Source organism: Duganella sp. HH101 (genome assembly GCF_001758795.1).
GTDB lineage: Bacteria > Pseudomonadota > Gammaproteobacteria > Burkholderiales > Burkholderiaceae_D > Rugamonas > Rugamonas rivuli.
Map to the genome: position 1 here is coordinate 48,115 of NZ_LRON01000019.1, position 24,088 is coordinate 72,202.

The window sequence follows — 24,088 nt, forward strand, 5'->3', positions numbered from 1 at the left end:
AAATCGCCGCTTTTGTGGCATGATTTTGAGGCGTCCGCCATAGCGCGCTCATTTTCGTTTTTCTATTATTGACAGGACTGTATGCGCTTGCCAGGAACCCGCTATCAGGAGCACGGCTGGGAACAGGTGCGCAAATTGCTCGGACACTGCTCGCTGCAGGCGTTCCGGCAGCTTGAGATGCACCAGCTGCTCGACCCCGGGCAGCACGCGCCGCTGCTCGACAGCTATACCGATGCGGTAGCCGCAGCGCTGCGCGCGGGCGCCCGCTCGGCCCGCGCCGAGGCCGAGGGCAACAGCTATGGCGACAGCGTGTACGAGCTGTCGCTTAGCCTGCTGTTCGAACTCCAGGCGCAGCCGTCGTTCTGGCTGGCGTTTGCCGCCGCCGTCGCCGCCGAACATGCGCGCAGCGGCGCCTTCTGGCTCGACGCCGCCGCCGAGGGAGTGATGCGCAAGAAGGTCAACGATATGTACGCCGGCCTGCGCGACAAGGTCGACGCCGACAGCTACATCGCCACCACGGGCCGCGACTGCTCGCCCAACAAAATCTACACCTACCGCATGCTCGACACCGCGTACCGCGAGATCGCCAGCCTGTTCGCCGACTGGCGGCAGCATGCGGGGCAGGTGGGCGCCATCCTTGGGCGTCCGCTGGACGGCAGTCCGATCGAGGTGCGGCAGATGAAGTCCATCGGCGGCTGCAAGGCGGAGTGGATCATCCGCTGGAGCGAATCGCAGGAGCGTTACGCCGGTTCGCCGGGGCCGCTGCATACGCGCTCCAAGCGTTTCGCCAGCCTGAAAAACAGTCCCGATAAGATCGCGGCGATGCTGGCGGAGATCGGCGATTACGAGGAGCTGTCGGCGAACCTGGACCGGGCCGACGACTGGCAGGGCGACGCCGGCGAAGCGGCCCTGTGGCTGGAAGACTACTGGCGCGTGATCGGCGAGTCCGAGCAGCAGGAGGCGCACGGCGGCCTGCAGGACGAGGACCGTATCCTGCCCGAGCCGGCGGCGGACGAGGCGCCTGGCGACGCGGAACAGGAAGGCGAGGGCGCCGCCGCCACGGCGTCGCCGGAGCCTGATGCGCGCGACCTGGCGCACGATCTGGCGCACGATCTGGCGGCCGAACAGGCCCTGGCCGGGGCGCTTTCCCTGCCCCCCCGCTATCTTGAATTGGCGCGGTCTGCGCAGGAATCCGGGAGCTGGGCGCTGCGCATACTGGCGGCGGAATCTCTGCCGATCCGGCTGGCCGTGTACCAGAAACTGCTCGGCGTCGCGGACGACACCTATCCCGACGCCTGGCTGGACCCTGCCACCGGCGAGCTGCCGACCTTGCAGCAACTGGCGGCGCTGGACCGGATTTCGATGCCGACGCTGCGCAAGCGTCGCAACGAAGCGATCGACAAGCTGTACGCGGCCAACACCGGCAAGGGCTAGGCGGCGAAATGGAGGAGAACGAATTGAAATCAGCACACGATGAGCAAGAAGCGCGGCTGCGGGAGCGCCTGCTGCTGGGCCGCGCCGTGCCGGGCGACCGCCTGATGCTGGCCGACGCCACGCTGCTGGGGGCGCTCGACGGCAGCCGGGTGCTGACGCCGAACGAGCGGCAGGCGCTATCGGCCTCGCCGTTGACGCTGCGGCGTTTCCGGCAGCTGTCGCTGGAGCGGCAGGCGGCAGGGCAGGCGGCCAACGATCCGGTGTGGACCGGCAGCAGCGGCATGCTGCGCGCGGCCGCCACGGCCACGGCGCTGGAATCGCTGGCGACCGACGACGGCTGCTGGACGCTGCACTTCCTGCCGCAAGGCGAGGGCTGGCAGGTGATCCTGGGTTTGTCGGCGGAGGCGCCGTTTGCCCCGCGCCTGCTGCGTGAGCACGTGATGGTGCGTGTCATCGACGGCGGCGGCGCGATCGTTTTGCAGGGGCGCCTGGATGCGGACGGCGAGTGCGAATGCAGCTGGCCCTTCGCCACGCCGCCGGCGCGGCATTTCCAGATGTACGGTGCGGGTTTCGCCGTAGAGCCGGTGCCGGCTTAAGCCATGGGCATATTTTCCCTGCGCCGCAAACCGGTCGCCGATACCGGCGGGCTGGGAGCCAGCTTGATCGCACTCAGGCTGGAGGCGGGGGATGTTGCGCCGGTTCATAGCACGGTGGTGGTGTTCAACGCCGGCGGCCATGCGCGCCGCGCGGCGGCGGGCAAGGTGGCGTGCGAGCCGGGCGAGATGGCTGTGTGTTTTCATCCGGGTCCGTACACGGTGTACCTGACGCCGTTTGCGGCGGCGCCGGAATGGGCGCTGCGGCTGCGGTTTGTCGTCGATGTCGCCAACCCGCGCGTGGCGCAGCAGCGGTTCGATTTATACCTTTACAGCGAGATGGCGGAGCGGCTGGATGTCGAGGCGTTCCGCGTGTCGGCGCAGTCGGCGCTGCAAATCGAGCTGGCCCAGGGCGCGCTGGATCTGCCGCCTTGCACCTCGCTCGAAGAGTGGCACGCCTTCCGTGCCGGACTCAATCAGCTGATGTACACGCGCTTTGGCGTGACGGTGGACGACTGCGTGCCGGTCGACCTGGGCGATCAGATCGATTTCGCCGATGTGCTGAAAGCCCGCGCAGCCGAGCAAGCCGTCGCCGTCGCCGCCGCTGCCGCTGCCGAGAGTTTCGCTGCCGCCGCACCGCCGGCCGAGCGGGCACCGGTGGCATCGGTGGCTTCGGTGGCGTCGCCTGGCGCCGCGCGGCCTGACGCCGCACCGGCAACCGCGCGGCAGGACGCGTTCGGCCTGCGCCGCCTGTTCCTCGAACTGCCAAGCCTGAGCAGCGGCCTGCGCGTGCTGGTCCTGCCGGAAGGCCTACCCATCTTCCAGCAGCACCAGGCCCTGTTGCTGCGCCTCGGCATGGCCGCGCTGAACGTCAACACCATGCCCTCGCTGGCCTGGGCTGCGCCCGACCAGCCGCTGCCCCATGAAGAGCAGGCACGCCGCACCAGCCAGACCCTGCTCGCCGTGCAGGCGCTGGACGAAGCCTGGGCGCTGCTGGCCCGCCTGCAGCTTGCCGCCCATGCACTATGGCCAGGGCTGTTGGACGAAGCAGACCGCATCTGCGCCAACCTGGAAACGGGCCTGGCCTTCCGCCGCGCTCCGTACGCGCCCCGCACGGAGCCAACGCTATGACCACGCCGATCACGCCGACGCCGACGCCGTCGACCACGCCCACCGCGTCCGCCACGCTCTCGGCCAGCCACGTCCCCGCCAACGCCGAATGCCGCAGCGTGCTGGCCGACGGCCGCGTAGTGACGATCACCGCCAGCCGCCGCCCGCGCGCCAACCGCGCCGACGTCAAATGCACCGTGGCCGGCGCCCCGGTCGTCGCCGAGCGCATGCAGGAAGTGGTCCGCCTGGCCCGCCATACCGAGGTGCGCCTTGACAGCCGCGACCAGATCGTCCTCAGCATGGACATCCCGCCGGGCGCCGCAGACCGCGACTGGGAACTGGCCGCCGTGCTGGCCGACCGCATGGTGCGCGGCCTGTTCCAGCCCGCATTGGCAGGCCGCCTTTACGCCCACGGCTGGTCCGACAACTGGCACCTGGGCCGCGTGCAAGGCAGCCCGACGCCGGCTGCGACCCGCGCCCAGCCGCATATCAACCCTGAAGACATCATCATCGCCGGCGGCCCAGCGGCCAATGGCGAAGTCTCGCCGCAGATCCAGCGCATTGCCCACCTGGGCGCATTGAGCGGCCACGCCGATCCATCGGCCGGCGTTTCCACCGTGCGCACCTGGTTCCCGCTGCACAGCGGCGGCGTCAATGACAGCCTGACATGGGTGGAAGTGAGCGTCTTCCCAATCGAAAGCGACGCCGCAGCGACGGAGGAAGACAGCATCGCCGCCCCCGGCCTGGACCTCAGCGCCCAACTGGAAGTGCGCCAGACCCTGGCCGGCGCCCGCCACTTCGACGGCAAAGGACTGGGACGCTGGCGCAGCGTGGTGCGCTTCGGCCAGGTGCGTTTCCAGGGCGGATCGTACCAGCTGGCGCTGGTGATGGCCGACCGCCTCGCGCGCGGCCGCGAATTCGTACCGCGCGGCCGCCTGATCGCCACCGGCTGCTCCAGCGCCTGGCATGCGGGCCGCGTGGATACGGTGGAAGGCCGCGAGCCCAAGCTGGAATTGATATTAAAGCAAGCGGTGCCGGGCGACCGGGTGCTGCTGCCCAAGGCCTGGCAGGGCGAGTTGCCGGCCGGTTTTGCGGCCGAACTGCGGCAAAAAGGCGCCAGCCTGGCCTGCATCGACCGGATCGGCATGATTTGAAGCGGCGCGCGTATCGTGCGCAAGAATGAAAACGGGCGTGCCCTGCTAAAATCGGCAGATGCCAGGGCGGCCCGGAAGATGAATCGAAGAAGGAGTCTGACATGTTCCAAATGTTTGGTTTTGGCGGCGTAAAATGCCCGCGCTGCGAGCACAAAAACGACGACCAGTCGGGCTACTGCAAGCACTGCGGTTTGACCTTGGGCGCCCCGCGCAGCGAGCCGGTCCTGCGCGACAACCGCTGGATACCGGGCGACGACGAGCTGGCCGTGTACTTCGGCGTCAGCGCCTTGTCCGGCATCTTCACCAAGACGCTGCGCGTCCCGGCCACCTCGCGCGCCTACATCCTGCAAGCCGACAAAGCCACCGAAGTACCGCAAGGCGAATACGAAATCGAAGGCTTCTTCACTCGCCTGAACCATCTTCTGCGCAACCAGAACGCCGAAATCCTGATCACCCGCAGCACCGCGTTGCCGGTGGAGTTTTCGTTCGGCGACCTGCAAACGGCGGAACACCTGAAGATATCGGCCCGCTTCACCGTCAGCATCCGCATTGAAAACGTGCCGGCCTTCGCCCAGCATTTCATGACCGTGCCCGGCGTCGTCAGCACGCTGCACCTGCACGATCTGCTGGCGCCATCGGTGCACCAGGTGGCGGCCGAATTCGTCGGCAGCCGCGCCATGCGCGACATGGCGCAGAACGCCGAGCTGCGCCTGCAACTGGACGAGCGCCTGCAAGCCGCGCTGAAGCTGCGCCTGGCCGGTTACGGGCTGGCCGTCGAACGGGTGGAGACGGCCGCGCTGCGCCACGATAAATTCGACCACAACCGCGAGCGCATCGGCACCCTGTGGCTGGTGGCCGACGAGCGCCATGTTCAGCTGGAGCATGTCAAGCAGCTCGACCAGATCTACGACGAGGAAGAATGGCAGGCCATCTGGCGCGAGGAGCAGAAGATGCGCTCCGACCTGCGCCGCGCCGAGCTGCGCCAGGACGCCAGTGTCAACAAGGCCGAGCTGACCTTCAAGGAGTCCGAGCGCCTGCAGGCGCTGCGCGCGCGCGAAGTGGACCTGTACAGCCGCGTGATGGAATCGAAAACCCGCAAGGTCGCCATCGACAAGGGCGCGGGCACCATCCTGGCCGATCTCGAACACGAGCTGGCGAAAACCAAATCGCACCGCGCCGGCGAGCAGGCCGACTGGGAGCATGTGCGCCAGCTGGCCCAGATCAAGATGCGCACCGAGCTGGAAGTGCAGCAGCAGACGGCGGCCGGGCAGCGCCAGTTGGCGCAGCAACGGCTGTCGCACCAGCTGCGCCAGCAGTCCATCGAAAGCCAGATCGCGCAGGCGCTGCTGATCGAGGACGAATCGCATCGCCGCAATGAGCTGGCCGCGCTGCGCCAGCGCGAGAAGGCCGAAAAAGAACGCGAGCTGCAAATCGAGGCCGAAGGCCACAACGAACGCATCCAGGGCCTGAGCCTGGCCAGCGCCGCGCGCCGCCGCGAGGCCGAGCGCGTGCAGGAGTGGGAAGACCAGCTGCAACTGGCTCGCCAGCGCGAGATGCTGCGCGGCGACGCCGTCAAGGACGCAGCCAATGCGGTGCAGGTGGCCGAGATCAGCCAGAAGATCGAGGAATTGAAGCGCGCCGGCGCGCAGGCCGACGCCGTGGCCCAGTACGAGAAACTGTTGCGCACCATCGAGGCGGATGGCGTGCATCAGCGCCAGAACCTGGCCGTCAACAAGCAGGCCATGCTGGATCAGCTGGAAGTGGACGAGCAGCGCCAGATCCTGAAGCAGAAGGAACAGGAGGCGCAGTGGCAGCGCGAGCTGAAAAAACTGGAGCACGAGCGCGAAGAAAAATTCGCCCGCTGGAAGGGCGAGTACGACGTGCTGCTGGCGCAGCAGTCGCATGAGATCACGCGTATCGACACCATAGGCCGTCTGAGCGACAGCGGCAAGGTCGCCACCGCCGCCGCGCCGAACGCCGAAGCGCTCACGCAGATCATGAAGCTGCAGATCCAGGGCGGCATGACGGCCGAACAGATACAGGCGCTGGCGCAGGTGGTGGCGGCCGAACATGGCGTGACCCCGGCCGAAGCGGCGCGGCTGGCACATGAGCGGGTGCTGGAGGAGCGCACACACCGCGACAGCGAAATGGACAAGGATCGCCGCCACCAGCTCGACCTGCTGAACGTGCAGAACGCCGCCAGCGCCAGTGCGCTGACGACGCAGAGCCAGCTGGGTGTGGGCGTGGCGCAGGCCGGAGCGTCCGCACCGGCGCCGCTGCCAGTGCGCTACTGCGCCAACGGCCATCCAACGCGGGCCGGCCACCCGCTCGACAAATTCTGCGCCCAATGCGGCGTGCCTTTAGCTTGAACAGCTTTGTGCAGGAACGGTTACACTTAGTTTAATGATGCAGACAGCAAGAGAAAAGATCCGCGAACTGCGGGCCTTACATGATGACGGTCTACTGAGCTTGCAGGAGTTCGACCGCCGCAAGAACGCCATCCTGGATGCGGAGTACGCGCCGCCGGGAGGCAGCGTCACGGCTGCGCCGCCGGTGCGACAGGGGACGGAACTCGGGCTGATGTCCGGCCAGGAGATCGGCCCGCAGAACCGCCGCTACCGGCTGGAGCGCCTGATCGGCATGGGCGGCATGGGCCAGGTGTGGCAGGCGACCGACCTCGCCACCCACGCGGAGCTGGGCCACAGCGACATGGTGGCGTTGAAGATCCTGCCGCCGCAGCTGACGCAAAGCGCCACCCACGCCAAGCTGCTGATCGAGGAAGCGACGCAGGCGCGCAAGCTGGCGCACGAGAACATCGTCCGCGTCTATGAGTGGGCGCAGGATCCGGCCACCTCCAGCTACTTCATCATCATGGAGTACCTGGAGGGGCAGGACCTGGATGCGTATCTGGCGGCGCAAGGTCCGCTGCCGATGGAAGCCGTGTTCCGACTGCTGACACCCGTCGGCGATGCGCTGCAATACGCCTGGGACAAGCACAAGCTGGTGCACCGCGACATCAAGCCCGGCAACGTGTTCCTGACCCAGCGTGGCGAGATCAAGCTGCTGGACTTCGGCATCGCCTCGCGCGCGCGCAGCGCCGGCAGCAGCCTCGGTTTGCAGACGCCCAACGCCGGCACTGTCGGCTACCGCGCGCCGGAAGCGGGCACGCATCAGCGCCAGCCCGCACCCAAGCTGGATGTCTACGCCGTCGCGGTGATGATCTACCAGCTGCTGGAAGGCCGCATGCCGTTCGACGACATGCGCCCGGCCGACTTCCATCCGTCGCCGCCGCAGGGCCTCAACCCGGCGCAATGGAAGGTGCTGCAAAACGGCTTCGCCTACGCGCAGGAGCGCCGTCCGGCATCGGTCAGCGAGCTGCTGGCGGAGCTGCGCCGCGCCGACGGGCCAAGCCAGGAGGAACTTGCCGCGCAAGCCAGGCAGGCGCAGGACCGCGAGCAGCAGCGCCAGTCGGAGCAGGCCGCCCAAGCCGCGGCCAAGGCCGCGCAGGCGGAACAGGCGCGCATCGCCGAGATGAAACGGCAGGCGCTGGTGGCGGAGCAGACCGCGCGCCGCCAGGCGGAGGCGCAGGCGGCAGCCGTGGAAAAGACCAAGCTGGATCAGCAGCGCCGCCTGCTGGAGGCGAAGCAGCGCGCCGAATCCGAAGCCGCCGCGCAGGCGCGCAAACAGGCCTTGCGCGAGCAGCTGCAAGCGCGCCGCGACGCCGACGCCAAGAAAGCCCGCGACGAGCGCGAAGAGCAGCAGCGCAAAGCCGCGCAGCTGAAGGCCGAGGCGGCGTATCGCGCCGAGCAGGAGCGCCACCGCAAGCAGCAGGCCGAACGCAATGCCGCCGAACTGGCCGTGCTCATGCCCACGGCGGGCAGCCCGGTGGCCGACGCCAACGGCGTGCTGCGCGACCGCTTTGTCGACGGCACGGGCGTCGGCCCGGACCTGGTGCTGATACCGACCGGCCGCTTCCAGATGGGCTCCCACGAACACGAACAGGCGGTGGCGATCAAGGCCGGCGCGCAAAAGAACTGGCTGGAACGCGAGACGCCGCAGCACTGGGTGGGCATCGAGCACTCGTTCGCGATGGGGCGCTTCCCGGTGACGGTGGGACAGTGGCGGCAGTTCGTGCGCGCCACCGGCTGGGAATCGCAGTCCGACACCGACTGGCGCGCACCCGGCTTTGCGCAGAACGACGAGCATCCGGTGGTCGGCGTCAGCTGGGTGGATGCGCAGTTGTACCTGCGCTGGCTGTCGGAGAAGACCGGACAGACCTACCGCCTGCCGAGCGAGGCGGAGTGGGAGTACGCCTGCCGCGCCGGCACCAAGACCGCGTTCAGCTTTGGCGACACCATCTCCACCGAGCAGGCCAACTACGACGGCCACTACACGTACAACGGCAGCCCGCGCGGCGCCTATCTGCAGGCCACCAACAAGGCCGGCGCCTTCCAGCCCAATCCATGGGGGCTGTTCGACATGCACGGCAACGTGTGGGAATGGACGCAGGATGTAGTGCACGATAACTACGTCGGCGCCCCCGTCGACGGCAGCGCGTGGGAAGAGGGCGGCGACCAGGTGCGGCGCGTCCTGCGCGGCGGCTCGTGGCTCTACAACCCGCGCTATCTGCGCTCGTCGGTGCGCAACGGCTTCTCGGCGGTGCTGGCCAACGACATCGTCGGCTTCCGGGTGGCTCGGAAACTGGTGTAGCCGCTGGTATAATGCTGCCTTCTTAAAAATACCAGGACCTTACCATGAGCGCCTTGCCACCATGCCCCAAATGCCACTCTGAATTCACCTACGAAGACGGTGCACAGCTGGTGTGCCCGGAGTGCGCGCACGAGTGGAGCGCCACCGCAGCCGAGGCGGCGGAAGAGGGCGCCAAGGTGTATCGCGACTCCGTCGGTAACATCCTGCAGGACGGCGACACCGTCACCGTCATCAAGGATCTGAAGCTGAAGGGCGGCGGCGGCACCGTCAAAGTAGGCACCAAGGTCAAGAACATCCGCCTGGTCGACAGCGACCACGATATCGATTGCAAGATCGAAGGCTTCGGCGCAATGAGCCTGAAAACCGAGTTCGTTAAAAAAGTCGTGTAATCATCCCAGCCGTTCCAGCACAAAGTCCACGAAGCTGCGGACTTTGGCGCTGGGGCGCGCTTCCGGCCGGCGCAGTATGTGCATGGGCCGCGAAGGCAGTTCCCACTTCGGCAGCAGCCGCACCAGTTTTCCTTCTCTCAGCGCGGGTTCCATCAGCATGTCCGCCTGCATTGCGACGCCCATGCCGGCGATGGCGGCCGAGACCAGCGACGCGCCGGTATTGCTGGTGAATGCGCTGCGCACCGCCACCTCGACCTGTTCCCCGTTTTTGTTGAAACGCCATCCGGCATGCGGGCGCCAGTCAGAAAACACCAGGCAGTTGTGCTTCTCCAGATCCGACGGATGGCGCGGTGTGCCGTGCCGCTTCAGGTAATCCGGGCTGGCGCCGAGCAGCACGCGCCCGGACTGCAATGGCCGCGCGATCAAGCCGCTGTCCACCAGCGAGCCCGAACGGATCACGACATCGACGCCTTCCTCAGCCATGTCGATCACCCGATTAGTCAGTACTAGATCAAGTTTCACTTGCGGGTATTTCGCCGCATAGGCGCCGATAACGGGCATCAGCCGCTGTTCGCCGTAGGTGGATGGCGCGGAGACGCGCAGGCTGCCTTGCGGCTCGGCGCGCAGGTGTTCTGCCACGCGGTCGGCCGCCTCGACGCCGGCCAGCACGTCGCGGCAGCGTTCCAGGTAGACGGTGCCGATCTCCGTCAGCGCCTGCCTGCGCGTGGTGCGCTCGATCAGGCGCGCGCCCAGTTCCAGCTCCAGCGCCTGCACGTGTTTGCCGACCATGACCGGGGACATGTCCAGCGCCTGCGCTGCGGCGGCGAAGCTGCGCGCGGTGGCGGCGGCCACGAACACTTGCATGCTGCGGAGTTTATCGCTCATATATTCAAAAGTTTTAGTTACGAGTCTATGAAATCTTAGCTCATTTATGTAGTAAATGCTTTGAATAATAATGAAGCCTCATTCAACAGCAAGGAGTTCATCATGGCAGCATACGCGATTGGTTATCTCACCTTACGCAACTCGGAATGGGTGCCCGAATACAGCGCGCACATGCCGGCGCTGGCGCAAAAGCACGGCGGCAAGCCGCTGGCGAAGGCGGCGCCTCTGGTGCTGGAAGGTTCGCCGCTGATGCCGGAAACGCAGATCATCGTCGAGTTCCCGTCGATGGAACATGCGCAGGCCTGGTATGACGATCCGGCCCACGCGCCGCTGAAGAAGCTGCGTCAGGGCGGTGCCGATTTTTCGATGGTGCTGCTGAACGGCTTGTAGACGTTTAGTAGAGGCGAAACCCGGTCAAACGGTGTAGAGTGACGGTTTTGATAATGCCGTTTTCAAGGAACACCGTATGACTATCAAAGTACTGCGCGACCAGTCGCTGCCGATGCGCCACATCGTCCACGTGCGCAACCACATCCTGTCGACCGACGGCTCGGTGGAGGAGGGCGGCAACGACGCCGGCCCTTCGCCGCACGACCTGTACGACGCGGCGCTGAGCGCCTGCAAAGCACTCACCGTGGTCTGGTACGCGAAGCGCAAGAACATCCCGCTGGAGCATGTGGAAGTAAGCATGGAGCGCGACGCCAGCGAAGAGCGCCAGGGCACCTACCGCCTGGCCGCCACGCTGCACCTGACCGGCGACCTGACCGAGACCCAGCGCGCAGAGCTGCTGTCCGCCGCGCAGAAATGCCCGATCCACAAGCTGATGACTTCCGTTACCACCGAAGTCACCACCGTGCTGGGATAAGACCATGACGATTTCGAATCTGCTCAAGGGCCATGAAAAAGATCTGGGCGGCGGCTTTGTCGTGCGCCGCTACCTGCCGTCCGCCATCAAGCAGGCGGTGGGCCCGTTCATCTTCTTCGACCATTTCGGCCCTGTCGACGTGCCGCTGGACGCCGACCATGACGTGCGCCCGCATCCGCATATCGGCCTGTCCACCGTCACTTATCTGTTCGAAGGCGCGATCGACCATCGCGACAGCATCGGCAGTGTGCAGCGCATCGAACCCGGCGCGATCAACTGGATGACGGCCGGCCGAGGCATCGTCCACTCCGAGCGTACGCCCAAGGATTTGGTCGGCAAGCCGCACCGCACGCACGGCCTGCAACTGTGGGCCGCGCTGCCGGTCGCGCACGAGGAGGACGAACCGGGCTTCTGCCACACGCCGTCGTCCGATATTCCGGAGTTCGACGTGGACGGCGCGCGCGTGCGTGTGCTGGTCGGTTCGGCCTTCGGCAAGACCTCGCCGGTGAAGACCTACAGCCAGACGCTGTATCTGGACGTGACGCTGAAGGCCGGCCATGAGCTGGCGCTGAGCGGCCTGCCGGCGGAAGCGGCGATCTATCCAATCAGCGGCGAGCTGCACATCGACGGCGCACCGCTGGCGCTGCACAGCATGGCGCTGCTCGATACCGCAGGCGCGCAGCTGATCAAGGCCGACGCGGATGCGCAGTTCGTGGTGATCGGCGGCGAGCCGCTGGATGGCCATCGCTTCATGTCGTGGAACTTCGTCTCGTCCAGCAAGGAACGCATCGTCAAGGCCAGCGAGGATTGGGAAGCGCAGCGTTTCGAGAAGGTGCCTGGAGAGACCGAGTTCATTCCACTGCCGGCGAAACGGCCAGCTTAAGTATCCGGGTTCAGGCGGTCGACATGGCGTTGGCCGCCACGGTGCTATACAGGTCGGTGGCGCCGGTGCGGATGATCCAGTGTTCCGGATACGGATCGCTGGCGAAGCGGTTGTGGCGCGGCACGCGGCTCAGTTTATCGAGCGGCACCGTCGGCGCCAGCGCTGTTTCCTTGCCGGTCAGCTGATCGAGGTGCCAGAAGCCGCCGTCGCGGTGCAGCAGCAGCGGTAGCGCGGCCGCGTGCGGCGCGGCGGCAAACGCCTTCAGTGGATAGCCGGGATGCGTTTCCGGCATCAGCAGGTAGAAGCATTCGGCATTGGCGCCCTGGTCGATGCGATGCAGGATCACGCCGTGCGGCATGATGGCCGACACCGACAGCACCACGATGCCCTTGATACTGGCGCTCAGTTCTATGCGCATGCCCAGGCGCAGCGCGGTCGGCTTGTGCTTGCCCGGCCAGACGCCGTCCAGCAGCACGCCGTAGCGCGACACATCCTCGATTTCAAATCCCTGGCCGGCGCGGCGTATCACCGCGTGGCGGCCGGACAGGCGGCGCGTGAGGCCGTTGGTGTCCTGGCCGTCGGCGCTGTAGTGGGTCAGCAGCACGTCGGATTCCGGATCGACCAGCTCGAAGCGGCCCAACACGCATTCCTCCATCGCGAACAGGCGGATCTGGCGCTGCGCGCCGGCTTCCGGCGCGGCGTTGACCAGGCAGGCCGCGCGGCTTGGGTGCGGGTGCATGGCGGCTGCCGCCGGCATGTCGATTTCGATCAGGTCCTCGTCCCAGGCGATGGTCGAGAAGCCCAGGTCGACCTTGCCGGCCGGTGCGTTCAGGTCCAGGTGGGCGATGCCGGCGTTGCGCGCGGTGACATCGATATCGAGGCTGTCGCCGCCTTGCGCGCTGACGCGGGCGATGGAGGCGTCGTCCGCCATCACGCGCACGTTCTTGTGCGTGCTGAGGAAGATGCGGTGGATTTCAGTCAGCGTCGCATCCAGGCGCGGCACCAGGATGACGAAGGTGCACACCCATTTGCGCGACGCTAGTTCGGCGTGTTGGCTCAGCAGGTCGATGCTGATCTGGTACTGGCCGTGCTCCTTGCCGCGCGAGGAAAACTCGACAAACACGGGACGCCATTCGCCGTTGGTGGCGCGCACGAACTGCTGGCGCGCGGCGCCGTTGGGGATCAGGTCGGACTGCACGTGCAGCGTCAGTTGCGGGGCGCAGGCTTCGGGCATGCCGCGCAATTCCATCTTCAGGGTCTGGCGGCCGCCGGCGGCGCGCGGGTCGAAGCCGCTGATGTGCAGTTGCGGGCGCTCGGACTGGGCGCGTTGCAGGGGGCGGGCGTAGGTCGTGGGCGCGTGGGCGGCGCCGTTGGCAGGGGCGGCATCGAGCATCGTGCCGGGTACGCCGGAACGGGTGCTGCGCACGGCACTCAGCAGGTCGAAGCTGGAGGGCTCTGCTTGGGCGTGGCCGCCTTCGCAAGTTTGCGCTCCTGGCATGACCCAGTAGGTGCAATGCGGGTGCTGGGCATTACTGCATTTTTTCATGACGAACCGACCGATGGGATACCCGTCAGTTTATGCGGTTTTCACTCTGTTTGGCAATCTAAGGTCCCGGCAATCGACTTATTTTTGACCCGCGCCGCATCGTGGGGCTGACACGCAACACCGGGCGCTCGCGTGTGATCAAAAATGCGACGGTATTGATGCGTGAGGCAGTGCCGTTTCGTCAATGTTTTCGCCGTGCGCGGAAGCGCGTGCGCCGGCGAAGCGCAGCACGATGGCGCTGAGGTTGTCGATGTGGAGTTCGGGCGGCGGGTTGCCGGCGTAGTCGCTGAAGAGCGCGTCGAGCGCTGCCGCCGCGTTGTCCGGCCGGGCCAGCAGCGCCGGCCAGCGGGCGGTCCATTGCAGCGGCCGGCCGCAGGACCAGAAGCCGTCGGTGGCTAGCAGATAGGTAGCGTCGGCGCGCACGGTCAGCAGGCGGCGGTCGGCCAGGCGGCGCAGGAAGGGCGGCAGGTTGGCCTCGTCCAGCGGAAGCAGGCCGTCGTCCAGCACCTGCGGATTGATGAAGGCGTTGCCGAGGATGTAGGCCTGCGTGATCTGCGCGCGGTGTTCGCCGTGCACCTGCTGCCACCATTCCTGCTCGCCGAGCAGGCCGTGCATGGCGAAGGACGTGGCGGGCACGTGGTCGACCGTCAGCGGATCGGCCGCTTGCGCGGTGATTTCGTACAGCCGCGAATCGCCCACGTGGTACAGCATCGGCGCGGCGCCGGGCGGGATTTCGAGCAGCGTCAGCGTGGTGCCGGGACGGCGGAAGCTGTCGTCGTCGCCCTGGCGGCGGAACTGCTCCTGCAGGCGGGCGTGCAGGGCGTCGAGGCGGGCGCCGAGTTCTTCCAGCCGGGCGCAGGCGGGGATCAGCAGCAGGCCGGTGGCCACGGCCTCGGCGGCTTCGCGGCCATGACCGTGGCCGCCCATGCCGTCCAATACGGCCAGGCGCACGTGGCCGCGCGGCCAGTCGGGCAGCGTGACGCCGTGGGGGATCTGGTCGCGCAGGAAGGCGGCGCGGCCGGTGGCGTCGATGATGAGCAGGTTGTCCTGGTTCTCGGGCGCCTGCAGTTTGCTGATGCTGGCGCTGCTGCGCGCGGCCACGTCGAGGCCGGGACCGAAGTCCAGCGAGTCGGTAATTCTTGTCATCGGTGCGGGCGCCGCAGCGCGGGAGGCGAAAGGCCACAGCTTAGCCGAAAATATGCTGGCGTGGGACCGCGCCTCGGCGCGCACGGGCGTCATTCGCCGCTCCGGCGCAGCCACAGGCTGTTGGCCCAGCCGGTGTTCTCGCGGCCGGCCACGCTGGCTTTGATCTGCCACCAGTCGCCGCTGCGCAAGCCGGTCGGTGTGACGACGGCGCCGGCAGGCACGGTGATCAGGCGGGCCGCGTGCACGCCTGCTGCGGCGCGCAGGTTCAGGTCGCGGTGTACGGCAAATGGATGGCCGGCGATCAGGCTAGTCGGCGCGGATGCCGATGCGGCATCCCGCGCCGCCACGGCCGCCGTGATGGCGCGGGATGCCGCGCGCCGGGCGGTGGCCTGCGCGGCAGCGGACGTGGCGGCGACGGCCGGTGCATCGTCGTGGCCGTCCGGGCGGGCGTGCGCCGCGTACAGTATCAGGCTGCCGAACCCCCACGCTCCGGCCAGTGAAATGAGCAGCGCGCGCGCGTTCGGACGGCGCCACCATTGGCGCGGCGTCAGGTAGGCGGCCAGGAACAGCGTGATCGCCAGCCCCACGGCAAAGGCGCCCGCCGCGTAGAGTGTAGCCGTTTCCATGCAAGCTCCTTCGGTGCTCAGGCGTCGAAGCGCAGCACATAATGGCCCGCCACCAGGTGATGGCCGTTGGGCAGCAGGTAAGGCGCATCGTTGCCCGCATCGCCGATGCTGGCGACGAATTCCAGCTTGTCGTCCAGATGGAACAAGGCCTGCGAGGCGCTCAGCCGGCCGATCTTGTAGCCCAGCGCCGTCGCTTCGAAACTGAACGCGTTGCGCGACAGACCGATGCGGTCGGCGCTGGCGGTGTTGGCATCGCCGGTGCGCTTGAGGAAGCGCGGCGAATCAAGCAGGCGCAGCGCGGCCAGCATGGGCGAGTTGCGGCCGAAGGTGAACCGCGCGCCGCTCGCGACCGAAGCGCCGACCGGCTGCGCAAGGCAGACCACGGCGCGGTAGCGGTCCGCCATCTGCGGCGCGGCCGCCAGAACGCGGATTGCCTGCGTATCGACCGGCGTGAACGTGGCAGGTGCGGTGATCCGCTGGCGGCCCTCTGCGGTGCAGGCATACAGTTCGTCGGCGGCGTCGACGACGAAGCTGATCGCCGGCCGGCCGTCGGTGCACAATGCCAGCGCGCGGCTGAATGGCAGCTCCATCGCTTGCGCACCGGTGTCGCGGTAGCGGCTCAGGCGCGGCATGGCCAGCGCCACCAGGCTGACGCGCTGTTGCGAGACCGGCGCGTAGGTGGCGTCGCTCTCGCCGGCGTTGTTGACAGGCTTGTGGCTGACCGGGATCGCCGTCATGTCCGGCGAGGCGCCTCCGCCGGCGCGGCTTTGCCAGACAGCCGGCTTGGCGGCGACGCCGGCGCTCGGCGCGGCTTGCACGTCACGCACGGCGGCGCAGACCGGATTGATGCTGATGGCGTCTGCGGCCGCATTGGCTTGTGGGCGCGGTGCGGAGACGGAAGTACGCGCGATCTTGAGCATCAGGCGCGGGCTGCCGCCCGGCGCTTCGCGCAGGGACTTGATGGTGTAGTAGCCGCTGCGCGGATCGAAGCGGCAATCGTAGGCATCCTTGGGGCGCACCTGCACCACGGGCGGCGCATCCGGGCCGTCGTTGATGATGAGGATGGCGCCGTCCGGGCCGAACGGCCAGCCGCTCGCGACGAAGCTCGCTTCGCCGCCTTCGCCGCCGATCAATGCCAGTCGCTGATTGGGATAGATCGGGCAGACCGGATGCCAGATCGCGCTGTCGCGCGATACGCTGACGTTGTAGAGGATCTTCTCGTCCGCCGCCGGCAGGTACACGGCGTGGCCGAACTTGACTTCGATCTCGCCCGGCGCCAGCGACGAGGTGCCGGTGACATCGTAGCGCACCTGGTCGCCGCCCAGCAGGTCGCCGAAGTCCTTCTGGTGCAGCGCGGTCAGCGTCTGCGCCAGGTCGCGCGCGCGGGCGCCACGGGTCAGGTGGTAGTCGTCGTCGACTTCTTCCTGCGGCAGCATCAGCGTCACGTGGGAGAAGCAGCGCGTGGCGGCGCGGCCCCTGTGTTCGCGCGGGCTGCGTTCGAGCAGGTCGCGCAGCAGCGGGCGGCGCGAGAACAAGGCCAGGCCGGGCGCCTGCCAGATCGCTTCGGCATTGAAGACGTCGGGGATGCGGCCCAGGACTTCGTGTTGGACATAGATCGGCATGATTCATTCTCCTTCTAAAGATTGCGCGCTGATGGCACTAAACGCTAGCAGGGGGCAGAGGAAAAACAGCAGGTGGCTGCCGCCGGCCGAGAGAAAGCTCATGGGCTGGCCCATGATGGGGAAGATCGCCAGGTTGGTGCCCCAGGAGAGCAGGAAGTGGCCCAGCACGAAGGCGCCGCCGCCGCATAAGGCGAAGTAGCGGAAGCGCCCGGACCACGCGTGCCGGAAGTCGCGCGCCGCCGCGCCGGCCTGGTAGGCGCGGGCTGCCGTGAACGCGATGCCAGCCAGGAAAGCGGCTTGCGCTGCCCACAACAGCAGGCCGCCGACCAGGCCATGGCGGTTGAGGAAGAAGGAAGCGGCGAAATCGTCCTGCACTGCGGGGATCTGCACCGCGCCGCCGGCCGTCATGCCGAGCGAGCGCAGGCCGAGCCAGTGGTCGGCGCCCAGCCAGCCGCCGTCGCTGATGGCGCGCGCGCCCAGCAGCAGTTGTTGGCCGGTGTGGGGGTGTTCGGCGGGGTTGAGCCAGACGAGGAAGCGGTCGGCGTAGAAGCCCCAGCGTATCAGGTCGTCCGTGCCGGCGCAGCGCAGGTAGACGATGGCGCCGATGGCGACCAGCACCATGGCGGCCAGCGCGCCGGCCAGCTTGCGGTTGCAGGCCGCCAGGGCGTAGGCGAAGGCCATGGCGGTGCTCCACACCAGCAGCAGGATCAGTGGCGAGAAGTCGTCCACCTGCACCAGCGAGAGCCCGAGCAGGGCCAGGAACAGCAGCGCCGGGGCGATCAGTTGCAGCCAGCGGGCGCCGTGTTCGGTCAGCTTTTGCGGTCCGGCGTGCCAGCTAAAGCGCAGGGCAAGGCAGTGTGCGGTGAGGGCGGTGAGGGCGAGCTTGGCCAGCTCCACCGGTTGCAGATCGAAGACGCCGGTTTCGTCGCCCCACAATACCTGCGCGGCCAGCGCAGCCAGCGCGGTGGCGGCGAACAGGGCGAGCAGCCATTCGATGCTGCGTTGCTGGAGATGGGCGCGGTGCGCGGTCTGGCGTTGTGCCCACAGGCGCAGCAGGCCGCCCAGGCCGGCGCCTATCGCCAGCATGGCGGCGCTTTTCTGGTAGTAGCGCAGCCAGGATGATTCGGGCGCGCCGAGGCCGAGCTCCAGTTGCGACAGCAGGCCGGCGGCCAGCAGAATGACGCCGGCGGCGCTGAGGAGCGTCAGGCGGCCGGGTAGCGCAAGCCACAACAGCAGGGCGCTGGCGGCCAGCAGCATCGAACAGGCGGCGCTCGGCGCATGGCCGGCCCGCTGCGACACCAGCGCGATCACGCCACAGGCCAGCACACCGCCAGCAGCCAGCAGCATCGCGGTGCCGCCACGGCGGATCGCGGCAATCGCTAGGGCGGCGGCCATGCACGCCAGGCTGGCGGCCAGGCCGATCCAGATGGCGGTCGATTGGCCGCCATCCCACAGTGCTCGCTGCTGCCATTGCCACGACACGTGCTCCGGCAGTTTCAGGTCCGGTGCGCTGAACAGGCTGACGTGGCGGCTGGGGTGCAGCGTCAGTTGGCCGCCGTCCGCGTTCAACTGGAAGCGGGTATGCCCGACCACGATAGCGTTCACGCCGGCCAGCGACGCCTCCTGCTTGCGCAAGTCGATCGGCGATCCGACACCATGCACCAGCAGCGCCGCGCGGTCGCCATCGGGATTGCCGGCCGAGAGCTGCAGTCCGCCGTTGCTGCGCGCAAGCTGCGCCGCGCCGGACGTCACCTGCGCCAGGCCAAGGCGGTTGTCGCAATACAGGTTGCCGCCGAAGGACAGCGGACGGGCTATCGTCACCAAGCCAGGCATGGCGCGGTTCCACAGCGACAGCAGCTTGGACGCCACATGCGATTCCGGGCAACTGGCTTGTTGATGGCCGTCGCGATACAGCACCGCGCCGTCGTAACGCCATTCGTGGCCGTCGCGCGCGAAGGTGACGCTGCCGGCATCGGCAGCCCGGACCTCGAACAGCGCACTGTCGATCTGGAAGCGCTGGCCCGCCTGAAGCGGCACGCTGCCCATGCGCTGCTCGCTGCCGTCGCGCAGCAGTATCACCTGGCGCGTCGCGCTCAGGTTGCGCAGCATCCAGCCATCCTGCGCATCGCGGCGCAGCGACAGATGGTTGCGGTCGGACTGCGGCGCCGCCAGTTCATGCTGACCCAGCGCAAGCGCTTCGCCCGGCGCCAGCTTGACTGTAATGGCGGCCGGCATCCACGCGGCCGGGGCGCGCAGCAAGGCCAGCGCCTGCAGGCCGCACAGCAGTATCAATAGCGAGAGCGTTACGGCGAGGCCTGTGTTGCGCGCCGCTGCGCGGACAATCGCAGCGAAAAGTTCACCGAAGCTTGGCCTGTCGAATGCGGCCCGGGGCACTGGGGAGCGTGCCGCTGGCCGGGCAGCTGGCGTCGTCATGAAAGGCAGGCGCAAAGAGATCGCCATCATGCGCTCCTGATGTGACGCCAGCCGTTATCGGCGGTTGGACGGTTCATGCCGTGAATCGGATCGGCGGCGTGGAACGCGCCGCGCTCCGGCTTGACGCCCTGGATCGCATGCAGCATGCGGCTGATCTGGAGCGCGTGCCGTGGACGTTGCGCCGGATCGGGATGCAGCAAAGCCCGCAGTAGATCAAGCGCCGCATCGCGCACCGGCGCCGGAATCGCTGCCGCGAAACGCGCCGCTTCCTCCGCGTGCAGCGCCGTCGGAACCGCGCCACCGTTCAGCCGGCGCAGCAGATCAGCGCCGGCCGTGTGATGTTCGCGATATGCCTGGCCGCAGTCGGTGCAGAAGCGCAGCGGCAGGCCGCCCGTCGCCAGGAAGTAGAACATCGCGCCCAGCGAAAAATAGTCGCTGCGCGGGCCGGTGGCGTAACCGCCGCCCTCGGCCGGGAAGAACTGCTCCGGCGCCTGCCAATTGGCGGTGCCGGCATACGAGTGAACTTGAAGATCGCCCAACTGGCGGTTGGTGCCGAAGTCGGCCAGCTTGACGGTGCCCAGGTCCCAATCCAGCAGCACGTTGGCCGGTTTCAGGTCCAGGTAGCGCCAACCGTATTGGTGCACCTTGGCCAGCGCCTGATTGATCTGGGCCAGCCAATTGAGTATGCGTGGCAGCGCAATCGTCTCGCCACGGCCTTTCAGCGCGACCATGTGCTTGCCCAGGTCCGTGGCCATCAATTCCAGCGCCATGACGGGCAGGCCTTCATGCCAGCCGCTGTCGAGCAGGCGCACGATGTGGCGCTCGTCCCAGGGTTCCAGCGATTGCAGGAAGCCGATTTCGTTATTCGCGCTGGCGATCCAGCGGTCGCGCTGGGCGGGCAGGGCACGCTCCATCTGCTCGCGGTTGATGAACTTGACGGCGACGTCGCGCGTGGCCGGAGGCCCGCTGGCGCGCCAGATGATGCCGTAGGCCGATCCGCCGATCTGCTCGCGCAGCCGGTAGTGGCCCAGTTCCAAAGCGATGATTGCGTCTGCTGTCGTCATGATTTCCCCTCGGCCCGCGCCGTTGGTCTGGGCTAGCGGGGGGAGGAGAAAACCGCACAGGCGAAAAAAAGCCTCGCAGGGGCGAGGCTCTTTACTCAGGCGGGGAGCTTAACGGTCCCAGCGATCGTGATGGTGGTGATGGCGTTCCCAACGCTCTTCGCGGTATTCGCGATAGTAAGGGCGGGCCGGTTCAACATACACCACGCGCGGAGGCGGGGCGTAGTAGCGTGGCGCCGGTGCGTAATAGACCGGAGCCGGCTCGTAGTACACCGGTGCGGGCTGCGTGTACACACGCGTCTCCACATAACGGCCACCGCGACCGCCGCGATCGTAATAGCGGTCATTGGTGCTGATGCTGTTGCCGACCGCCGCGCCAACCAGGCCGCCGACGATGGCGCCATCGCGCCCGCCGGCATTGTGGCCGATTGCGGCGCCGACCACAGCACCGGCTACCGTGTTGAAATCACGGTCGCCTGCGTAGGCCGACGACGATACTGCTGCTGCGGCCAGTAACGCGACACCCATCAATTTTTTGCTCAACATGGTAGTTCCCCTTGCCATGGCCCGGATCGGAATGATTCGTTAGCCAGCGACTTCACTATATAGCCTGGGTAGAAATACGCCATGTCTTATACACATGCTTACAAAACGGGCTATCCGGTAATGGCTTGTAACAATTAGCCTTCAGCCCCGCCGGGCCTCCCATTCCGGCCGCAGCAGGCTGAAAACCTGCACGTCCTGGTACCTGCCGTTGATAAAAAAGCTCTGGCGCAGCGTGCCTTCGGCGCGGAACCCGCATTTTAGCGCGATCCGTACAGAGGCTTCGTTCTCCGGCGCGGACAGCAGTTCCAGCCGGTGGTACTGGTAGGCCTTGAACAGATGGTCGACCAGCAGCCTGCAGGCCTCGGTCACGTAACCGCGCCCGGCCAGCTTGGGGTCGAACAGCCGGTAGCCGATTTCGCGCGTTGTCGGCGTGCGGCTCTTGAAATGGGTGATGACGCCGACGACGTGGTGCAGGCTGTCCTCGATGACAAACAGCTCGCTGTCGTCGGTGACGAAGCTGTTTTGCGCGAACTCCTTGCGCATCGCTTCCGGCGATTTGAAGTGGGAAGAGAAATGGTCGCCGCGCGAGGGCAGGTCGTTGGCCAGCGCGATGAACGCGTTCAGGTCGGCCGTCAGCAGGTGACGTACGGTGCAGAGTGAACCCTTGAGCATAGGCGCCTTCTTCGCAAAGTTGAACTTTCATGGTAGTGCAACGGCCATGACAAATCAACATTGATGACAAGATCTCCACGATAGGTTATCGTTTAGATCGTTCTTGCAACTTACCCATCTCATTCTTAGGAAACGCATGAAATCCGTCTTCGCACTCCCGTTGTCCCTGACCGTCCTTGCCGGCTCGCTGTTGAGCGCCGGCGCCATCGCCGCGCCGGCCAACGACCCGGCCACGCTGGCGAAGATCCGCGACAGCGCGATGAAGGACGACTGGGCCTACGAGCGCCTGGCCGACCTGACCGATCTGGTCGGGCCGCGCCTGTCGGGTTCCCCGGGCGCCGCTGCGGCGGTGGAGCAGGTGGCCGCCGCCATGCGCAAGCTGGGCGCCAAGGTGACGCTGCAGCCGGTGAAGGTGCCGCACTGGGTGCGCGGCGTGGAGACGGCGGAACTGGTTGACTACAATGGCCGTCCGGCCGGCATCACGCAGAAGATCGTGCTGACGGCGCTGGGCGGTTCCGGCGCCACGCCAGCCGCCGGCCTGACCGCGCCGGTGCTGGTGGTGCGCAGCCTTGATGAACTGAAGGCCAAGGCGGCCCAGGTGAAAGGCAGCATCGTGTTGATGGACGTGCCGTTCGACCAGGAGCTGGCTGACCGTGGCCACGCCGGCCAGGCCTACGGCCCCGGCGCCGGCTTCCGTTACATCGGTCCCAAGGTGGCGGCGGAGATGGGCGCGGCGGCGGCGCTGGTGCGTTCGGTCGGCGGCGCCAACTACCGCATTCCGCATACCGGCGTCACCGGCCTGACCGACGGCGCGCGCATCCCGGCCGCCGCCATCACCACCGAAGACGTGCTGCTGCTGGACCGCCTGCTGGCGCGCGGTCCGGTCAAGATGCACCTGACGCTGACGCCGCAGAACCTGCCCGACGCCGACAGCTTCAACGTCATCGCCGACTGGCCGGGCACCGACAAGGCCGATGAAGTGGTGATCGTATCGGGCCACCTGGATTCGTGGGACCTGGCCACCGGCGCGAACGACGACGGCACCGGCGTTGCCGGCGCGATGGGTGTGATCGGCACGCTGAAAAAACTGGACCTGCATCCGCGCCGCACCATCCGCGTGATCGCCTGGATGAACGAGGAAAACGGCACCCGTGGCGGCAAGGCCTACTTTGAAGCGAACAAGGACAAGCTGGATAAACACTTCGCCGCCATCGAGTCGGACAGCGGCGGTGGCCGTCCGTTCGGCTTCATAGGCAGCGTGACGCCGCCGATGGTGAAGTACTTCGCGCCGTTGAAAGATGCGCTGGCGCCGATCGGCGCGGGCCTGTTCGAGCGGCGCGACATTGCCGGCGCGGCCGATACCGGTCCGCTGGAGCGCGCAGGCGTGCCGGTGTTCGAGCCTATGGTCGATACCTCTGCCTACTTCAACTACCATCATACGCCGGCCGACACGCTGGACAAGGTCAGCCCGCTGGAGCTGAAGCGCCACGTCGCCGTGATGACTTCGCTGAGCTGGTTCCTGGCGAACATGGAACAGCCGATCGGCCGCACCGCGCACCAGGACGCCGAGGACGACTGACCGGCAGAGGCCAAGGCCGAGGCCGCGCGCATCCGTGCGCGGCGCGGCTGTTCCTCGTGATAGTCTGCTTACTTAACAAGGAGACCGTCATGGACAAGATTCATTACAAGGGTTGGGAGATCGTGCCCACCGCGCTGCCGACCACTGATCGCCGCTGGACCGCCAGTTGCGACATCGAGCGTGCCGGCGCCGACGGCGTGGAAGTGTTCGAAGGCGCGACCATGCAATTCGTGCGCGACACCGAAGACGAAGCCATCGCCGCCGCCTGCGACGAGGCGATACGGCAGATCGACAACATCATCGCCAACCCGCTGGTGCGGCTGGCCTGAGCTGCGTTCAGGCTGGCTAGAAAGTCTTTACAGCCAAGCCCACCAGGAATAGCAGCGTGGTGAACTGGATGCCTATGATCCATCGCGTGACGTAGCGGAATTCAGATCGCAAGTCCTTGAATTCAGATCGCAAGTCTTCGATCTGGTGGGCGTGCTCTTCCAAGGTACGATCGACCTGATCGAAACGCAGATCGATCTGATCGAAACGCAGATCGATCTTATCGAAACGCAGATTCGTTTCTGCACGGGCTAGCTCAAAACGATCATCTATATACTGCCGCAGGTCGGCGATTTGGGCCGCCTGAGCGTCCAGCCTGCCCAATATAACGTCGGTCTCGACTTTTTGTCGGCGCAGCTCGGCCAGTTGCACGTCAACCAGCTTGAATCGATCGTTCATGTCGGTCCTCAGCGCAGCGACTGCTGCAACGGTGCTGTCGGATATGGCTTCAAGTCTTGCAATGCGCTCTTCCATTTTGCAATGCTCCTGCCGGCTGTCACGGATGAA

22 protein-coding genes are annotated in these 24,088 nt (G+C 66.9%); 12 read left to right on the forward strand and 10 right to left on the reverse strand.

Annotated elements, in window-relative coordinates; all coding sequences use genetic code 11:
• Nucleotides 1-81 precede the first annotated feature (81 nt).
• From DUGA2_RS24730 to DUGA2_RS24760, 7 genes are all read left to right on the forward strand, one after another.
• Entirely contained in the window at nucleotides 82-1,434 is a 1,353-nt protein-coding gene (locus DUGA2_RS24730) for a hypothetical protein (RefSeq protein WP_070272080.1), read from the forward strand.
• A 23-nt stretch (nucleotides 1,435-1,457) separates the two neighbouring features.
• Nucleotides 1,458-2,030 carry a hypothetical protein gene (locus tag DUGA2_RS24735; protein ID WP_307171185.1) on the forward strand — a complete coding sequence of 191 codons (573 nt, stop codon included), beginning with the start codon at nucleotides 1,458-1,460 and terminating at the stop codon, nucleotides 2,028-2,030.
• 3 nt (nucleotides 2,031-2,033) lie between these two features.
• Complete coding sequence (locus tag DUGA2_RS24740; protein WP_070272082.1) at nucleotides 2,034-3,158, forward strand: hypothetical protein; 1,125 nt, start codon at nucleotides 2,034-2,036, stop codon at nucleotides 3,156-3,158.
• On the forward strand, nucleotides 3,155-4,291 hold the full coding sequence (locus DUGA2_RS24745) for a hypothetical protein (RefSeq protein WP_070272083.1): 1,137 nt from the start codon (nucleotides 3,155-3,157) through the stop codon (nucleotides 4,289-4,291). The genes DUGA2_RS24740 and DUGA2_RS24745 overlap by 4 nt, the downstream gene beginning before the upstream one ends.
• Nucleotides 4,292-4,392: 101 nt before the next feature.
• On the forward strand, nucleotides 4,393-6,660 hold the full coding sequence (locus DUGA2_RS24750; RefSeq protein WP_070272084.1) for a hypothetical protein: 2,268 nt from the start codon (nucleotides 4,393-4,395) through the stop codon (nucleotides 6,658-6,660).
• 34 nt (nucleotides 6,661-6,694) lie between these two features.
• Nucleotides 6,695-9,001, forward strand: a complete 2,307-nt coding sequence (locus DUGA2_RS24755) for a bifunctional serine/threonine-protein kinase/formylglycine-generating enzyme family protein (RefSeq protein ID WP_070272085.1) — start codon at nucleotides 6,695-6,697, stop codon at nucleotides 8,999-9,001.
• A 44-nt stretch (nucleotides 9,002-9,045) separates the two neighbouring features.
• Nucleotides 9,046-9,390, forward strand: coding sequence for a zinc ribbon domain-containing protein YjdM (locus DUGA2_RS24760; RefSeq protein ID WP_070272086.1), 345 nt, complete (start codon nucleotides 9,046-9,048; stop codon nucleotides 9,388-9,390).
• Here DUGA2_RS24760 and DUGA2_RS24765 read toward each other — a convergent pair whose 3' ends face one another.
• Nucleotides 9,391-10,275 (reverse strand): LysR substrate-binding domain-containing protein, encoded by an 885-nt coding sequence (locus DUGA2_RS24765; RefSeq protein WP_070272087.1) that lies wholly within the window; start codon nucleotides 10,273-10,275, stop codon nucleotides 9,391-9,393.
• Between the two features lie 102 nt (nucleotides 10,276-10,377).
• Between DUGA2_RS24765 and DUGA2_RS24770 the strand changes: the two genes are divergently transcribed.
• From DUGA2_RS24770 to DUGA2_RS24780, 3 genes are all read left to right on the forward strand, one after another.
• A complete protein-coding gene (locus DUGA2_RS24770) occupies nucleotides 10,378-10,665 on the forward strand; it encodes a DUF1330 domain-containing protein (RefSeq protein ID WP_070272150.1) in 288 nt (95 codons plus the stop codon).
• A gap of 76 nt (nucleotides 10,666-10,741) precedes the next feature.
• On the forward strand, nucleotides 10,742-11,140 hold the full coding sequence (locus DUGA2_RS24775) for an OsmC family protein (protein ID WP_008447752.1): 399 nt from the start codon (nucleotides 10,742-10,744) through the stop codon (nucleotides 11,138-11,140).
• A gap of 4 nt (nucleotides 11,141-11,144) precedes the next feature.
• Nucleotides 11,145-12,023: a pirin family protein gene (locus tag DUGA2_RS24780; protein WP_070272088.1), complete on the forward strand. Its 879-nt coding sequence runs from the start codon at nucleotides 11,145-11,147 to the stop codon at nucleotides 12,021-12,023.
• A gap of 10 nt (nucleotides 12,024-12,033) precedes the next feature.
• On the opposite strand, the gene DUGA2_RS24785 is transcribed toward DUGA2_RS24780, so the two are convergent.
• From DUGA2_RS24785 to DUGA2_RS24820, 8 genes are all read right to left on the reverse strand, one after another.
• Entirely contained in the window at nucleotides 12,034-13,569 is a 1,536-nt protein-coding gene (locus tag DUGA2_RS24785) for an FHA domain-containing protein (RefSeq protein ID WP_083296455.1), read from the reverse strand.
• 138 nt (nucleotides 13,570-13,707) lie between these two features.
• Nucleotides 13,708-14,715, reverse strand: a complete 1,008-nt coding sequence (locus DUGA2_RS24790; RefSeq protein WP_070272151.1) for a PP2C family serine/threonine-protein phosphatase — start codon at nucleotides 14,713-14,715, stop codon at nucleotides 13,708-13,710.
• An 89-nt stretch (nucleotides 14,716-14,804) separates the two neighbouring features.
• Nucleotides 14,805-15,341, reverse strand: a complete 537-nt coding sequence (locus tag DUGA2_RS24795; RefSeq protein ID WP_070272090.1) for an SH3 domain-containing protein — start codon at nucleotides 15,339-15,341, stop codon at nucleotides 14,805-14,807.
• Nucleotides 15,342-15,358: 17 nt separating this feature from the next.
• Nucleotides 15,359-16,963: a hypothetical protein gene (locus tag DUGA2_RS24800; RefSeq protein WP_070272091.1), complete on the reverse strand. Its 1,605-nt coding sequence runs from the start codon at nucleotides 16,961-16,963 to the stop codon at nucleotides 15,359-15,361.
• Nucleotides 16,964-16,966: 3 nt separating this feature from the next.
• Nucleotides 16,967-19,255 (reverse strand): FtsW/RodA/SpoVE family cell cycle protein, encoded by a 2,289-nt coding sequence (locus tag DUGA2_RS24805; RefSeq protein ID WP_229214765.1) that lies wholly within the window; start codon nucleotides 19,253-19,255, stop codon nucleotides 16,967-16,969.
• 167 nt (nucleotides 19,256-19,422) lie between these two features.
• Nucleotides 19,423-20,460: a serine/threonine-protein kinase gene (locus DUGA2_RS24810; protein WP_070272093.1), complete on the reverse strand. Its 1,038-nt coding sequence runs from the start codon at nucleotides 20,458-20,460 to the stop codon at nucleotides 19,423-19,425.
• Nucleotides 20,461-20,568: 108 nt separating this feature from the next.
• Nucleotides 20,569-21,003 carry a glycine zipper 2TM domain-containing protein gene (locus DUGA2_RS24815; RefSeq protein ID WP_008447760.1) on the reverse strand — a complete coding sequence of 145 codons (435 nt, stop codon included), beginning with the start codon at nucleotides 21,001-21,003 and terminating at the stop codon, nucleotides 20,569-20,571.
• 141 nt (nucleotides 21,004-21,144) lie between these two features.
• A complete protein-coding gene (locus DUGA2_RS24820) occupies nucleotides 21,145-21,675 on the reverse strand; it encodes a GNAT family N-acetyltransferase (RefSeq protein ID WP_070272094.1) in 531 nt (176 codons plus the stop codon).
• Between the two features lie 136 nt (nucleotides 21,676-21,811).
• Between DUGA2_RS24820 and DUGA2_RS24825 the strand changes: the two genes are divergently transcribed.
• A complete protein-coding gene (locus DUGA2_RS24825) occupies nucleotides 21,812-23,254 on the forward strand; it encodes a M20/M25/M40 family metallo-hydrolase (RefSeq protein WP_070272095.1) in 1,443 nt (480 codons plus the stop codon).
• Between the two features lie 89 nt (nucleotides 23,255-23,343).
• Nucleotides 23,344-23,583, forward strand: a complete 240-nt coding sequence (locus tag DUGA2_RS24830) for a DUF6566 family protein (protein ID WP_070272096.1) — start codon at nucleotides 23,344-23,346, stop codon at nucleotides 23,581-23,583.
• A 16-nt stretch (nucleotides 23,584-23,599) separates the two neighbouring features.
• On the opposite strand, the gene DUGA2_RS24835 is transcribed toward DUGA2_RS24830, so the two are convergent.
• Complete coding sequence (locus tag DUGA2_RS24835) at nucleotides 23,600-24,055, reverse strand: hypothetical protein (RefSeq protein ID WP_070272097.1); 456 nt, start codon at nucleotides 24,053-24,055, stop codon at nucleotides 23,600-23,602.
• Nucleotides 24,056-24,088: the final 33 nt, after the last annotated feature.